A 14,968-nucleotide genomic window follows, 5' to 3' on the forward strand; every position below is an offset into this window, starting at 1 on the left:
GAGAATCCTCGATTGGGTCGTATGTGCGGCCGGCACGAGGCCGGGCGCAAGGGGTTCGCTTCACTGCCCAGGGTTTGCCAGGGCCGCGTCTACAGGTTCGATTGTATCGTGCCGCACCCGGGCGCCGAACTGCTTGATCATCTGCTGGATGAGCGGGTCCTGCTCGATCGACAGCTCCGCATCGTGCTGGCGCTCGGCGCGCTTGCGCGCGGCGGCCTGGGCCGGGGTTTCCTGCTCGGGGCGAACCAGCTCGATCTGCAGGCGCAGCGTACGCCCCAGATGCTGGTTGAGCGCCTCGTTGAGCCGGCGTTGCTGGGTGCTGTTGAACAACGCACCCTGGCCTGGGTCCAGGTGCAGCAGCCAGTCATCGCCATCGGCGCTGATCAGCGTACAGTTCGCGGCGATGTTGCCTGTCATACCGGAGACAGGCAACTGTGGGAATAATTCCAGCCATTGCAAGGCCAGGCCCGTGGCCGGTTGCGCCGCGGGCAGAGGCTCGGGCGCCGCCGCAGGGGCATCTTCCTGGATATGCTCGGCGAGCTCGTCCAGGTAGCTGAAACCTGCCGGATCGGCTTGCGGTGCGTAATAGTCGTCATCCGGGCCGTCGTCGTCGCGCTCCATGCCGACCGACGCATAGGCCGACGGATCGAAGGGCGGCTCGTCGTAGTCCGGTTCCTCGCCAGCAGGCTGCGCGACAACGGCCGGGGTGACCGGCGCCGGGGCTGCGACGGGCGGGGAAGGTTCTTCCCATGGCAGGTCGACCACTGCCTCTGGCGGCGCAACGGCTGGCTCGGGCTCGGGTTCAGGTTCCATCACAGGGGCCGGCTCCGGCGCCACAGCGGGCGCAACAGCAGCGACCGGCTCGGCGGCGGGCGCTTCATCGACCACTGGTGCGGGCGGCGCAACAGGCTCAGGCGCAGCGGCAACCACGGAAGGCTCGGCAACCACGGTCGCAGTTGCCACCGGCTTGGCTGGATCAGCTGTGGCCTGGCTGATCCCCACCGGCTTTAGCGCAGGTTTCGGCGCGTCATCGGTATCGGCCGGACGGAACGCGAGCATACGCAGCAAGACCATCTCGAAGCCACCGCGCGGATCCGGCGCCAGCGGCAGGTCGCGCCGACCGATCAGGCCCATCTGGTAGTAGAACTGCACATCCTCGGCCGGCAACGCAGCCGCTAGCGCGAGCACCTTGTCGCGATCGCCCTGGCCGTTGTCCACCGCTTCGGGCAACGCCTGGGCGATGGCGACCCGGTGCAGCACGTTGAGCATCTCGGACAGCACGCCGTTCCAGTCAGGCCCCTGCTCGGCCAAGGCGCGCACCGCCTCGAGCAGCGCCCGGGCATCACCTTCGAGCAAGGCCTGCAGCACGCCGTACACCTGGCCATGATCGAGCGTGCCGAGCATCGCCCGCACATCGGCGGCCAGTACCTTGCCCTCGCCGAAGGCGATGGCCTGGTCGGTCAGGCTCATGGCATCACGCATCGAGCCGTCGGCGGCGCGGCCAAGCAGCCACAGGGCATCTTCCTCGAATGGCACGTTCTCGGCACCGAGCACGTGCGTGAGGTGCTCGACTACCCGCTCCGGGCTCATGTTCTTCAGCGAGAACTGCAGGCAGCGCGAAAGAATGGTGGCCGGCAACTTCTGCGGATCGGTGGTGGCGAGGATGAATTTGACGTACGGTGGCGGCTCTTCCAGCGTCTTGAGCAAGGCGTTGAAGGAGTGGGTGGAAAGCATGTGCACTTCGTCGATCAGGTAGACCTTGAAGCGTCCGCGGCTGGGCGCGTACTGCACGTTGTCGAGCAGTTCACGGGTGTCCTCGACCTTGGTGCGGCTGGCGGCGTCGATCTCGATCAGGTCGACGAAGCGGCCTTCGTCGATTTCCCGGCATACCGAACAGGTGCCGCAAGGTGTGGAGGTGATACCGGTCTCGCAGTTCAGGCACTTGGCGATGATCCGCGCGATGGTGGTCTTGCCGACCCCGCGGGTGCCGGTGAACAGGTAGGCGTGATGCAGCCGCTGGTTGTCCAGGGCGTTGATCAATGCCTTGAGCACATGGGTCTGGCCTACCATCTCGCGGAACGAGCGCGGGCGCCATTTACGTGCAAGAACCTGATAACTCATCAAAAAACCATCGCAGCCTGATCGAGCGGAAGATCGCTAATGCTAGCGGAGCGGGGGCAAAATTGCACCCTGCCAGGCTCGTCTAGACTTTGGACGCTGCCGGTGAACATAGAAAGTCCAAGGAGGATAGACGTGCGGCGACTTCTCGCCATCCTGTTGCTATGGTGCTCCACCGGCCTTGCCGAGCAGCCTGCGCTGCGCTTCTCCGTCGCGGAGAGCTGGAGCATGCCGTTGATGCGCACCGAGGGCGATGTGCCGGTGGAAGGCATTCTCTTCGACCTGATCCAGGCCCTGGCCCGTGAAGCCGGGGTGCGCCCGCAATACCACGTAATGGCACGCCTGCGCCTGGAGCAGGCCATGGCCGATGGCGACATCGACGTGCGCTGCTACGTGGCCAGCAACTGGCTCAACGAACGGCCCGGTGAGTTCATCTGGAGCGTACCGCTGATCCATCAACGCGACCTGCTGGTCGGGCGTGCCGGCGACAGCCTGCCCGGCGGCCTGGCGCAACTGCCCACACAAGCCATCGGTACGGTGCTGGGCTACACCTACCCGGCCCTGGACCCGCTGTTCGCGCAGCGTCTACTGAAGCGCGAAGACAGCCGCAACCAGGACCTGGCCCTGCAGAAACTGCAAGCCAGCCGTTATCGTTATGCGGTGAGCAACCAACTGTCGCTGCAATGGTTCAACCGCCAGCAACCCCGGGAGCAGCGCCTGCGCCCGCTGGCCTTGCTGGAAGCGCAGGACCTGGGCTGCATGGTGCGCAACGACCCGGCCATTCCGGCGCAGCAGGTGCTGCGCGCCTTGGTGCGCCTCAAGCAGTCCGGCGAGATCGAACGGATCATCGAACGCTACACCCGGGTGCAGGAGGCGCTGTCGGCCGATCAGTAGCCGTGCGACTCGCGGAATTTCTGGCCCTTGTGGTAGGCCACCCACTCGTCCACATCGTAGGGCAGATAGAGATGGCGCCGGGCACGCGACAGCGCGATATAGACCGCGCAGACCCGGTTGTCGAAGGCGTAGGCATCCTTGAACGGGTTCAGCGCCATCAGTTCCTGGGTCAACAGCACGTGATCGAACTCCTGCCCACCGGCCTCCTGCGCCGGCATCAGCAACAGGCTGCCCGGCTGATTGGAGAAGCGTGCCGACAAGGCGTTGAGTTCGGCAATCCGAAAACCGTCCTGCAGCCGCGCCTCGACCCACAGGAATGACTCGTCGAAGCGATTGTCCTCATGCACTTGTCGCCAGTTCAGCGCGTGGGCGAAATAGGCGTGCGTGTCCTGGCCATCGCTGCCCGCGCCATAAAGGTCGGCACGGAACAACTGCACGGCGCTGGACATGAAACGCTGCATCCCAACGTTATCGGAGAAGCCCACCCGGCACTGGTTGTCGGCCAGTTGCATGGCCCACTTCATCGAATCCCAGGGCGATGCGGTAAGCACCACACAGCCTTGCGGCGGCACGAAATCGAGGGGGTAGTACTCGATGCCGACATCCACGCTGCCGGCGCCTTCGAAGGCGAGCTTGGATTTTTGCGAATGCACACCGATCAGCGGGTTGATCAGCCGCTCCACTTTCGGCCCGCAACGCACCGAGAAGGCGATATCACGCTGGCGCACCTGACGCGCGCGGCGCAGTCCGGGCCCGTCGGCACGCTGGTATTCGTCACCCAGCGTGATCAACACCTGGCGGCCCCGCTCGATGATCTGCAACAACGGGCCAGGCATGTCCTGGCTCTCGTCGACGATTACATGGCTGTAGCGGTTCGGCACACTGTGGCCAGCGAGGCTGGCGCGCTTGAGCAGCAGCAACGTGGGGAAGCCGGTCTGGCGATCCCAGGCAGGGTTGTCCTGCAGGTAGGCCCACAGGCGGCTGGCGTATTCGAGCAGCACCTGGCTGTCCAGCCGCGAAAGCGCCTGAGCGAAGTGCGGCAGGTGGCGCGCGGCGAGGCTGTGATCGCGTGACTCGCAGTAGTTCTTCAGCAGCTCCAGGCAGATATCCAGGGTCTTCTCGCCGTCGTACTGGCGAAAGCCCAGGATGTTCAAGGTTTCGGCCACCGCACGCTTGCCCGGCAGGCGTGCCGATGCGCGTGCGGCAGGCCGCCCAGGCACGCTCAGCAGGGCTTGGGCAAACTCGGCGAACGTCTTGCCAGCCTTGGAGCCTTTTCCGATACGCCGCCGCAGGGCGTCGAGCTTGCCGGGCGTGCGCGCCAGTGCCAGCACCCGCCCCCTGGGCAGGCAATCGATAAGCGCTCCCAGCAGGTAGCTCTTGCCGATGCCCGCATAGCCCTGCACATGCAGGTCCTCGTCAGGGTTGGCGCGCAGCACTCGCAGCAACTTGTCTTGTTCGCGGGTCAGCCAGCGCTCTTTATCGAAGCCTGTGATGGCTTGCTGACTGAACGGATTGTGGCGCGGGTGGCGAAGCGACCTGAAGCGCATGTCCCAGGTGCCGTCTTCCAACAAGTATTCGCGCTGCGCCACCTCCTCGGCCCCCAGCAGTTGCAAGCGCGAGCCCTTGATGACCTCCAGGCCGAAATACAGCTTGCGCGCATCGAACAGCCGGCGCGCCTCGGACCCCAGCCCCACGCCCGGCGAATGCGGACCCTGCACCGACCACTGCAGCAACTTGGCCAGCACCTTTTCCGCTGCCGCAGGGTCGAGCACCTGCTCGCGCGCCTGGGACAGGTTCTGGATCACCAGCACCGCCGCCAGCTCCGGATCGCTCAACCCATCAAGCCCGGAGGCGTCCTCGAGCAGGCCCTGGCACACCTCCAGGGCGACGGGAAGATACACGGTGTCGGCGAAGTCGTAATGTTCAGGTTGCATGCGCGCAGGTCATTCGCTGGTGTCGGGATTGGCTTCAAGTTCATAGGCGTAGGCGCCCAGGGAGCCGGACATGCCGCCCGGATAGACACGCCGCGCGTCATTCTCGCAGCGGGCTTCGGCAGCCAGCGCGCTATCGAGCTCGTGCAGCGCCATCTCCAGCAGCTTGCGCAGGTCCTGGGCATTGCGCGCCGAAACGCTCAGGCGAAAATCCAGCCCCGGCGCCTGATCGACTGCTGCTATGGTGTCGGCTGCGGGCGTGGCTTCGCCAAGGATGCGCTCGTGTTCCTCTTCCATCTGGTCGAGTACTTTCGAAAGCTCAAGGGTGCGCTCGGGGTGCGAGGCCATCTGGTCCTTGATCTCCAGGCGGCGCGCTTGCCAGTCGCGGATGCGCTGGCGGGTCAGATCGTCAACCTGATCCATGCTGATGGCCTCTCTCAGAAATGGGTGGGCTGCGAGAGGCGCATCATAAGCCTGTTTGCCGATAAATGCAGGTACGGCGGGCTCGGCCCGTCACCCACACACAGCTTCAGCCCTTGGGCACAACGAGTCGACTGTACTGATCCTGACTGATCCAACCCGTGAACGAGCGGTCGTCCTGGTTGATGAACTCGACCTTGGCCCAGCCGTCCTTGAAGGCCAGCACGCCCACTACATCGCCCTTGACGATATAGGGTCGTTTGCTCGCGCTGCTGCCCGCCTGCTTGCGCAGATAGGCCTTGTCGGCAGTGACCGTCAGCAGCGCGATCCAGGGCTTTTCCGCATAGCGGCTGAGCTCCAGCCCCGTGGCGATCTCCGGCATCAGCACACTGACGCAGCCGGGATGCTCGCGGCCGCGTGCCACGGTGAGGGTGACGCCATCGCCCGTGGCCGCAAGGCTGCCGGGGAAGGTCTGATCTTCCCAGGTGGCCAGCGCAACCGCCCCATCGCCGCTGATCTGCCCCTTGAGGTAGAAGGTGCAATGCCGGGTCACACCTTCGCCAAGGGTCTCGGAATAGTAGCCCTCCACCTGGCGATCCGGCGTGACCGCCAGCATCAGCGCATCGTATTGCCCAGGCTTCAGTACGGCGGCGCTTGCATGAACAGACCCGGACAATCCCAGCAGTGCGGCGGCCAGAACAGTCAGTCGGCGAGAGAAACTTTTTGCCATGTCACTTCTTCCCTTCAAGTGCTTCGTAGGCCTTTTTGATACGCACGTCATAGTCGCCGTAATCCTTGCCGTTGTAACTGGCGGCCATGCCGGCGTAATCCTTGTTCTTCGCCGCCTTGATAAACGACGGGTTCTTGCTGCAGAAACCGAGGAAGGCTTTGAGTTGCTGCCCGGCATTGAGTTTCATGGCTGCGACGAATTCAAACACATTGGCATGTCCGCAATCGGCGAAGTTGAAACCCATGATCTGGAACATACCCCAGGACGCCGACTTCAATGCCGCCTCCTGATCCAGCCCAAACGCCGTGGCCATGGTTTCCCAGGCCTTGGTCTGGTCTTTGTTATTGGCTTGCCACTGCGGGCCGGCTTTCTTCTTGTACTTGTACGAGAGCAGCGGATGAGTCTGGTCGTACTTGTGCTTGGTATAGCGCTGGAAGTGATGCCCCTCGAAGGCGATCACCGGCAGCTTGGCCGGCCCAAAACCCGAACGACCACCCGACTCCACCGTGGCAAATGCCTTGATCAGGTTGGCTGAAATCCCGTTGCCCAATTGAGTCGCAGCGTTCTGGAAGTCGCTGTCGCTGAGCGTCATGCCGCCATCGCACGTGACCTGCAGCACCATCCGCCGATTGCGCCGCTCGGCTTCGATTACCGCGCGCATCCGGTCCAGGTAATGATTGACCGTGGCCTGCACCTGGGCGTCGACATTATTGGCGAAGACATTGATGAAGGTTGGCAGGCGCAGCGCGGGAATCAACTTGACCGGTACTCGAACAGCCTCCTCGACCAGGCTGTTGAAGGTGCGCCCATTCGGATCGACGACGCCATCGGGATGCGCGTACTTCAGATGACGAAACTGGTACTGACTGATGCGCTGTACCAACTGCCCGTCGCAACGGCCATTCTCGGGCAACGGAAAACCGAGCCGCGGAATGAGTAGATTGAACAGGTACTGGATACATTGAACATCGGCGGGCAAGTTTCGGGCTTTACCGGGCGTGCCTACCGAAGCGCTGATAAGACTGGGCAAACCTTGCAGGCTTTTCATTCAATGCGTCCTTGCTCGTCATAAATTGATATCAGATCAATATCACTCAAGTGTCACTGTCATATTTTGAAATATATGGCGGACGCAAACTAACAAGGGTGTTTTCACTTGTCCAGAACCGGACCTCAAGGCTGTGAAGCAGTCTTCACCCACAGCGAAACTGCCCATGGGTCAACGGATGGTTGCATGATGCAACCAAAGATGGTTGTACTACGCAACCATTCCTGGCGAGACCTCAACAATGATCGACCCCGCCCGGCACCTCTACGAATCGCTGGGCTTCGAACTGACTAATGAAGAGCAAGGCAGCCAATGGGGCTCGACGGTTACGGAACAGCAGTTCACGCGTAAACGTTGACAATGGGACCAAGTGGCGGGGTAAGCAAAAGCAGGGAGGGCTAGGCGTACGGTGCGTAACGCTTTGGATCACCAGGCGGTGAAAAGCGAAAGCCGTTCGAGAGCAGGACTTCGAGAGAAATGGAGGCAGCCCCACCAGCCACACCCCGGCACTCGATGTTCCCGCTGTGGCTGCTCCCTTCCGGGCCTGACCAGATCGCATGCAAGCATGCTCGGGAATCAATGCGGGCCTTATGGGGCAAGGGTTTCAGGCTGATGAGGTAGCATGCCATCTACACGTGCAGACATTCAGCACGGACTCGCAGAGCTTGGGGTGTGACCAGAATTGTTCCACTCAATTGGTCCACTCTACTGGTCCACTCTGGTGCTCATTCATGGCCTACATCGTCCGCCGCCAGTCCGTTTACTACCTCAACCTTCGACTGCCAAAGCGCCTGTTTCCCAACCGGCACACACTTCGAATTTCTCTGCATGTACGTGAGCGCCAGGCAGCCATCTTCCTAGCCTCATCCTTAGTTCAGCAGGTGAACAGCCACCTGTGCGAACACCCGTTAACAGCCCCTGAGACGCTGCGTGCGTTGTGTGAGCAATGGCGAGTAGCGCCACCCGAGCCAGCCGTTGCAACCGCACCATGGACAGCTCCAGCAGCCGCACTGAAGCCAAGAGGTGAAGGCTCCACACTGGCCACTCTCTCCAAGCTGTATATAGAGGAAGGGAAGCGTGGTGGCATATGGCGGCAAAGCAGCACCGATGACGTTGAGCGCGCCCTAGCAGAACTGTTCGAGCTGATGGGTGATATGCCAGCGGTAGCCTTCGACGTTCAGCAAGCTCGCCTACTAAAGGAGCGCCTTAGCCGCTGCCCTCAGTACTTCGGCTTACGCCCAGAGTTCAAGGGTAAGACCTTGAAGCAGGTGGTCGAGTCAGCTAGCAACTACAAGACCATCACCGCTGTCACTGTGAACAACCGGCTCCGCAAGCTCACGGCCTTCATGAACTGGTGCAAGGCAAACGGATATGTCGCAGACAATCCTCTCGCTGGAATGAAGGTGATGACGGGATCAGCAAAGGAAGCACGCCTGTCCTTTGACCGCCGCGATCTTGCGATCCTGCTGGATCATGAAGCGCTGCGAAAGGAAGCACGCAAGCACCCATGGCGCTACTGGCTGCCATTAATGGGAAGGTCGACCGGGGCACGACTGGAAGAGCTGTGCCAGTTGCGGGTTGATGACTTCATCGAGCAACAGGGAATCCCGTGCATCCGCATTGATGACAGCGGTAAGGGCCAGAACCTCAAGAACGCTAGCAGCCGTCGTATCCTCCCTATACATCCTGCCCTGTTAGACCTGGGCCTCCTACAGCACGTTGCGTCAGTCAAGGCATCAGGGGCTGATCGCGTGTTCCCTGAACTGGAAGCAGTACGAGGCAAGCTCGGCCACGCCCCATCAAAGTGGTTCGGCCGCTACAAGGCGAAGATAGGCGTGACCGACCCACGTAAGACTTTTCATAGCTTCCGACACACGCTAATCGATGACCTCCGAGATGCAGCCGTGCAGGACTCGTTGATCAAGCGGATCGTCGGTCATGAAGACGGGGCCGTTACGTTCAGCATTTACGGGAGCAGAAGCCCGCTGAAGGCGATGTTAGAAGCGCTAGTGCAAATAAACCTACACTAGTACGAGGCCGCAGGATTCAAGAGCCGTCATGAACGCGTGATTGCCAGCCCCAATCTCGTCATTGATGGTTGCAATACGGGAAAACATTCTTTGCACGCCGAACATCCCAGACAAATCGGAAACTCAATCAAAAGACTTCAACAACAAAAACATTAACTGCAGTATGACAAATACCGCACTTTATGCATAGAAACTTTTATTACAGCATAACAACTACTGCACAACAAACTAAAAGCACTTAAGCCAACTTCCCAGTACACTTTCCGCTTGACTTTTCACAAAAAAAACTGTATTATTTTCCACCGATCAGATCCAGTGACCTCCTGCAACACCCCCCTCAAACCACCACCTCGCTTGTTCAAGCCAATAGGCCACTGAGCAGAGCGGGACTTGTGCTGCCTGAAAACGGGGAAGTTCCGAAAAAAACCACCGGAACAGAGGGGGCCAGCGATACGATCAACAACCAATTCAAGGATGAATCATGAAAAACTCTAGCACCACCCCAGTAACTCCAGCAGAACACAAAGTCATTGAGCTACGCAAAGAAGGCATGGCGATCGACAAAATGCATGAAGCGACTGGCGTACCAGAAAGGCGGATCAAAGCCCTAATAGCAGACATTCCTAAGGGCAAGAAGCCTCCGAAGAAAGTAACCAGAATCCCTACCCCACTTGCCAGAGCAACCGAGAGGGTCTTCCTGCTAGCCCGCCGAAAGCAAGGCATCCGGGACTACGAGCTGAAGAACATTTTGCACGAGGAGTACGGCACTGAGTGGGATACGTCCACTGGCACGTACCGAAGCAAATTCAATAGCGACACAATTACACGCGTGAAGGAAAAAGTTCGTAAACGCGCCATTGAAGAGGACTGCAACGTAATCTTCGTAATGGACTGGATTGACGAAAAAGCACCACGCATGAGTAATAACTTTCTAATGAGTGCAGCCACGGACTTGCAAAGCAGGATTGGCGAGTACGTGTCTGAGTACATGACATTGCACGGCACCCGGATAGAAGAGAGCAGCGAAAGTGCTCAACTTGCCCGCAGAAAGCAATACTACTCCGTCGAACGCCACCTGATCAAACTAGCGATCAAAGGCTATGATAACGAGCCGATTGAAAATCTGCTCAGAAGAACTACCATCATCATTGGCGAACTTGAAGGAAACCCCGACCTCCCACTAGCCGACAATGGAGCTACTCCCGAGAAATCCGAGAAGCCCAAGTGTTTCCGTGAGCCCTCAGGAGTTGATCACTTCCTCGACTACGCTGAGCGAAAGGGATGGCTGCTCTGATCCAGTCACCGTGCAGATGCGAACAATTCTTATCTGTCTGAAAAATGAGAAAATGCGCGGACCATACTAAGTGTATGAGGCGATTTCCAGACACGTACTGCAAGATGTAATTCATAGATAGTTGGCAACTGTGGCGCAGACGCCACAGCAGAACGAATGGTGCCTGATGCACGAGTAACACCTCTATGAAGCAAGGAAGATAAGGACAAAACCCTTCCCCCAACTCTAGATATCGACTCTGAGCTTGCACTCCAAGAACTATCGCCTGAGTAACGGTTACGTTACGCCCTCGAATGCATAAGCAGCTAGGTTAGTGGGGAGCTTTCCGCCCCTCCCCACCGCACAGGATCAAGCCGACAGGCTTAGTATTAACTCTATGCAGTATGAACTCTTTAAGCGGGGGTGGAGGGTATGCAGCACCACCCCGCTCTTGATCTTGCTTTTAACCTTGCTGGCAAGTGGAAAAGTAACTACAGCGTGACGGAACGTCACAATGAATTGGTACAGTTCGAATCAAAGGCTACAGGGCTTTTCTGCCCTGCCCCCTGCTTCAAACATGCCGTGAGGCAAGGTAGTGACTCTAGGATTGCAGGAGAGAGAAGGGGCTGTACTGCCCCTCCGCGCTCTTCATCTTGCTTCTAACTCTACAATCATCGTGCACGACGTTATCCAGTAACGGTACGTTACATCTAGCTCTACCGTTAAAACCGAGTTGATCGGGGGCTTTCACCTCTGCCCCCGCCTCTGAAACTATCACGTCGCAGGCACTCGAAGTGCACCAACTGCAAGATGGTGCAGTGCATCACCACCCACCTCTAGTTCAATCAGACAACAACCAGCAGCCAAGAGTGACAACTCTGCCCAGCCGCTACGGCACACTCAAACTCGTTCTTAGGGCCTGATCGTCTGAAGAACAAGAGGGCTAATGACGCACTCAAGCGAACCGCCCGGCTCGATGCTCACGTTTACTAACTCGATCCAGCCCCCATCCACAAGGTGGGCAAGTTCCTTGGTGAGCTTACGGAGGGTAACGTCGCACTCATGGGCGATAGCAGCCTGTGATACCCGCACTACTCCGCCCTCTCCTACGTTCGACCAAAGGGCAAGAAGGATTGCACCACATGAACGGTGTGAAAGCACCAGCTTAAGGACGCACCTCATGGCTTCAGGCGTGAAGCACACGGAGTCATGGGATGCAGGGGAATTTGAGGCTAACTCGGTCATCGACTCGATCCTTAGGCACTCGCGAGGGCTGCGCCTCAAACGAATGTCACGATTAGTGTGTGTCCGATTAGAGCACATCCGCTGACCATGAGGGAATGCCTGCACCACCTCCCTCCCCAGCGCTTCAGCACCAGTTTGGCACCCGAGTCAGGGAGCTGCGTGTTGCTATGGGCATGAGCCAGGAGGCATTCGCTGATCGGTGTGGCTTCGCTAGGACGTATATGTCCCGCATCGAGACAGGAGGGGCGAATCCGTCCATTAATGCCATCAAGGTGCTGGCTGACGCTCTGGGCGTGAGCATCGCTGCTCTGTTCGAAGGAATGTGAGTCAGAACTAAGCCACAGCGTGATGCGCTTTTTTTCTAATCAGTTGCCAATCGACAACTAACCCTCATTACGCCATCAAAATCAATGTCTTTTTCTCCAACCCGCGTGAATGTTGGAATAGAGGACCTCGAGGTTAAGCCGAAGTGGCTTTTAAAGCATTAATCACTTGAGATTAATGAAACTATTTACAGATGACACAAACCGTTAGCACTAGCGCGAGGAAAAGCTGTGATCACTACGCTGCCCGATCTCCTCCAGTCGCCCCTTTTCACACCTTAACGCTATGTCGAACTGGGAAAGACACCTTGCACATAGGAATAGATATGGCGTCCAATGCCGACTCACCCGCTGAACTCGTCTTCTGCGGCCCTAGACAGTCCGGGGTGAATGCGCAGTATCATACCGTCCCTACCAAGCCACAGAATGGAAGCGAAGATGGGATATTGTTTTTACTGCCAGTCGGAGCAAGCCGAAGCGGATTCAACGCTGGAGCACGTCATACCGCAGTTTTTGGGCGGGGCTCACGCGCCTGATTGGTTGAAAACCCGCGATGTTTGTAAACGCTGCAACAGCAACCTAGGTCTTTTTGTAGATGCCGCATTCGAGAAAAACTGGGCTGTATCAAACTGGCTCCGCAATTCCTCCGATGCTTATTATGACCCTGCCAACCCAGCAGGTGTATCGTTAGTCTGTATGGGCATCTGTGATCTTCTGCCACCGGACGCCCCTGATGAGCATGTTTGTGAGCTTTGGTTAGGCCCACACGGCGAACAGGTATTCTGGATACGCCCACACGATGACAAAATGGCCTCGTATGTAGGTGGCAATCCCCGTACGATGAAGACTGTCGAAACCCGGGCGTATTTTCTGTTCTCTGAACAAAGCCATAAGGACTTGCTTAAAACCTGGCTCTCTTTTGAGCAGGCTTTCAAAGGGCGAAAAGTCAAAAAGCTATTAGGAACCATTGTCGAAGGAGCAGACCCGGCGGACATAGGCTTTGCTACTGCCGACGAAGTGGATTTAGCACGATTCGATTTCTTTAAGAACAAATCGAATGACATGCCGATGCGTGAAATAAGAGTGACGATGTCCCGAGATTTCGACCATCGATTCCTTAGCAAAATTGCAATAGGCATTGGATACTGCCTATTTGGACCCAAGACTCTCTATACCGATTATGGCGTTGAGTTACATAATGGCCTTTGGTTCAGAAATGGGCAGAGCACCCCCTCAGTGCTTGGGCGTTCTTTATTCGGCGGCGAACGCGACCCACAGCTATCCGCTATCATCGGCATACCGAATGCAGTCACGATTGCCTTAATACGAACTTCTGAAGGCGTCGCGGTAAATCTGAACATAAATTCAATTCTGAATTCGACAGTCTTATGTGCACATGAAGCGCTGCTATCGGAGGAAGACATCGAAAAAATTGGTGATGGTAAAATTGTCATTCTAGCTCGCCCTATAAATGCCGGGGTTGTGTTGGAGCTACCTGACTACTTAGCGCACATCGCAGGCATTAAGGAGAACCCACAGCTCGCATCAATTGTTGAACGCGCAAAGCGGACTTAATCAAAATCGGTCCTGATTGCACGGAGGCTGCGGGACCGTCAATCGTGCGAAAGATTAACAGCAGATGCTGTCTGACTCAGTTCTCCCATAAGCATGATGTACCACTATGGGTGTGCTTGAGGTGCTACATGCAAACACGGCTTTAAGTGCCTTCAAAACTGTGTCATTAAATGGCTTTACGAACCCTACGTGACACACTAGCATATGACACACCCAAACTGACACAGAGCACCCACCATGTTCATCCGGGCCTACCTTCGAGCTTCGACTTCCGAACAAGACGCAACGCGAGCCAAGCAATCGTTGATCGACTTCGCTGCCGAGCGAGGCCATAGGATCGCGGCTTTCTATATCGAGAACGCCAGCGGCGCCAAACTCGACCGCCCCCAGTTGTTCCGTCTCCTGGACGATAGCCACGAAGGTGACGTGCTGTTGATCGAAGGTGTAGATCGACTCTCCAGGCTCAGCCAGGATGATTGGGCGTTGCTGAAAGCGAAGATCGCGGCAAAGAAGGTGACTGTAGTGTCGCTAGACCTGAGCACAAGCCACGCGGCCTTGAAGGCCACTGACGGAATGGACGACTTCACCAAAGGTATGATCGCGGCAGTGAACGGTATGTTGCTCGACATACTCGCTGTGGTGGCTCGCAAAGATTACGAAGACCGTCGCCGCCGCCAGGCCCAGGGCATCGATAAAGCCAAGGCGGACGGTGCGTACAAAGGTCGTCCGGCTAACCTTGACCTGCACAAGAGGGTTAGTGAACTACTGGCAGATGGAAAGAGCATCCGGAAGGTGGCTGAGTTGTTGAAGTGCAGCACCACGACGGTACAGAAGGTTAGGCAGTTGAATGCACTGGATGCGGCCCATGAGGCATTCAAGAAGGAATACGCAATCCTCGATGAGAAGATTGAGCAATCCAGCATGCCTAATGGCCATGACCTCACAGAGGCGGATTATCAGTCATGGATGGACAAGAAAGAGGCCCTAGAGAAGGCCGGACAACTGCTCAAGGAGTAAAGGGGTCGAAATCAAAAACCACTGGAGCAAGACGCTCTAAGCCTCTACGCTGAGGTATCTGCCTCTTTAGCGTGAGTGCCAACATGGAAGACCGGGACGCGGCAATAGCGGATGCCTTGCAGCTGCTGCACCTAAACCAGATTGCCTTAAGGGCTGGGCTAGAAGAATTAAGCACCTGGGTACGCCAGCGTGGGTCCGTTAACGTCCACGACAACACCATGGCCTGCTTACAAACATTGGACGTCAATGCCGACGCGATATCCGCAGTAATCGACCGCCTTCGTGACTAGCCGCCTTCGGACGGCTTATTCATGCCCATAATATTTCTGCATTTCGCATAGCTGGCCGATTGCAGTTCGGGCTA

10 protein-coding genes and 1 pseudogene are annotated in these 14,968 nt (G+C 57.8%); 6 read left to right on the plus strand and 5 right to left on the minus strand.

All coding sequences use genetic code 11. The features are described 5' to 3' along the window. Positions 1-60: 60 nt before the first annotated feature. Positions 61-2,121, minus strand: a complete 2,061-nt coding sequence (gene dnaX, locus HU748_RS06705) for a DNA polymerase III subunit gamma/tau (protein WP_186719767.1) — start codon at positions 2,119-2,121, stop codon at positions 61-63. Positions 2,122-2,253: 132 nt separating this feature from the next. Here dnaX and HU748_RS06710 point away from each other — a divergent pair, with 132 nt between their 5' ends. Beyond that, positions 2,254-3,012, plus strand: a complete 759-nt coding sequence (locus HU748_RS06710) for a transporter substrate-binding domain-containing protein (RefSeq protein WP_186719768.1) — start codon at positions 2,254-2,256, stop codon at positions 3,010-3,012. Here HU748_RS06710 and HU748_RS06715 read toward each other — a convergent pair. The 4 genes from HU748_RS06715 to HU748_RS06730 all read right to left on the minus strand — a co-directional run bounded on the left by HU748_RS06715 (position 3,006) and on the right by HU748_RS06730 (position 7,141). After that, on the minus strand, positions 3,006-4,946 hold the full coding sequence (locus tag HU748_RS06715) for a hypothetical protein (RefSeq protein ID WP_186719770.1): 1,941 nt from the start codon (positions 4,944-4,946) through the stop codon (positions 3,006-3,008). The two genes, HU748_RS06710 and HU748_RS06715, sit on opposite strands and share 7 nt — an antisense overlap. Positions 4,947-4,955: 9 nt before the next feature. Beyond that, positions 4,956-5,366, minus strand: a complete 411-nt coding sequence (locus HU748_RS06720; protein WP_186666740.1) for a hypothetical protein — start codon at positions 5,364-5,366, stop codon at positions 4,956-4,958. 106 nt (positions 5,367-5,472) lie between these two features. Beyond that, on the minus strand, positions 5,473-6,093 hold the full coding sequence (locus tag HU748_RS06725; RefSeq protein WP_238343296.1) for a hypothetical protein: 621 nt from the start codon (positions 6,091-6,093) through the stop codon (positions 5,473-5,475). 1 nt (position 6,094) lies between these two features. Continuing rightward, positions 6,095-7,141: an N-acetylmuramidase family protein gene (locus HU748_RS06730; protein WP_186719772.1), complete on the minus strand. Its 1,047-nt coding sequence runs from the start codon at positions 7,139-7,141 to the stop codon at positions 6,095-6,097. A 731-nt stretch (positions 7,142-7,872) separates the two neighbouring features. On the opposite strand from HU748_RS06730, the gene HU748_RS06740 reads away from it, so the two are divergent. From HU748_RS06740 to HU748_RS06760, 5 genes and pseudogenes are all read left to right on the plus strand, one after another. Further along, the gene (locus HU748_RS06740; RefSeq protein WP_186719774.1) at positions 7,873-9,171 is read left to right on the plus strand and encodes a site-specific integrase; all 1,299 of its coding nucleotides are present in this window, start codon (positions 7,873-7,875) and stop codon (positions 9,169-9,171) included. A 481-nt stretch (positions 9,172-9,652) separates the two neighbouring features. Further along, positions 9,653-10,465, plus strand: coding sequence for a hypothetical protein (locus tag HU748_RS06745; RefSeq protein WP_186719776.1), 813 nt, complete (start codon positions 9,653-9,655; stop codon positions 10,463-10,465). A 1,319-nt stretch (positions 10,466-11,784) separates the two neighbouring features. Next, positions 11,785-12,015, plus strand: coding sequence for a helix-turn-helix transcriptional regulator (locus HU748_RS06750; RefSeq protein WP_084212844.1), 231 nt, complete (start codon positions 11,785-11,787; stop codon positions 12,013-12,015). Positions 12,016-12,438: 423 nt separating this feature from the next. Beyond that, entirely contained in the window at positions 12,439-13,587 is a 1,149-nt protein-coding gene (locus tag HU748_RS06755) for an HNH endonuclease (protein WP_186719778.1), read from the plus strand. 237 nt (positions 13,588-13,824) lie between these two features. Continuing rightward, positions 13,825-14,427, plus strand: a pseudogene (locus tag HU748_RS06760) (recombinase family protein); the annotation flags it as partial. Positions 14,428-14,968 lie beyond the last annotated feature (541 nt).

This window comes from Pseudomonas sp. RW3S2 (assembly GCF_014268955.1).
GTDB lineage: Bacteria > Pseudomonadota > Gammaproteobacteria > Pseudomonadales > Pseudomonadaceae > Aquipseudomonas > Aquipseudomonas wayambapalatensis.

What these genes read in the sequence shown, in the direction of transcription:
- dnaX (WP_186719767.1), bottom strand. Translation starts at nt 2,121, where the DNA reads ATGAGTTATCAGGTTCTTGCACGTAAATGGCGCCCGCGCTCGTTCCGC.
- HU748_RS06715 (WP_186719770.1), bottom strand. Translation starts at nt 4,946, where the DNA reads ATGCAACCTGAACATTACGACTTCGCCGACACCGTGTATCTTCCCGTC.
- HU748_RS06720 (WP_186666740.1), bottom strand. Translation starts at nt 5,366, where the DNA reads ATGGATCAGGTTGACGATCTGACCCGCCAGCGCATCCGCGACTGGCAA.
- HU748_RS06725 (WP_238343296.1), bottom strand. Translation starts at nt 6,093, where the DNA reads ATGGCAAAAAGTTTCTCTCGCCGACTGACTGTTCTGGCCGCCGCACTG.
- HU748_RS06730 (WP_186719772.1), bottom strand. Translation starts at nt 7,141, where the DNA reads ATGAAAAGCCTGCAAGGTTTGCCCAGTCTTATCAGCGCTTCGGTAGGC.
- HU748_RS06740 (WP_186719774.1), top strand. Translation starts at nt 7,873, where the DNA reads ATGGCCTACATCGTCCGCCGCCAGTCCGTTTACTACCTCAACCTTCGA.
- HU748_RS06745 (WP_186719776.1), top strand. Translation starts at nt 9,653, where the DNA reads ATGAAAAACTCTAGCACCACCCCAGTAACTCCAGCAGAACACAAAGTC.
- HU748_RS06750 (WP_084212844.1), top strand. Translation starts at nt 11,785, where the DNA reads ATGCCTGCACCACCTCCCTCCCCAGCGCTTCAGCACCAGTTTGGCACC.
- HU748_RS06755 (WP_186719778.1), top strand. Translation starts at nt 12,439, where the DNA reads ATGGAAGCGAAGATGGGATATTGTTTTTACTGCCAGTCGGAGCAAGCC.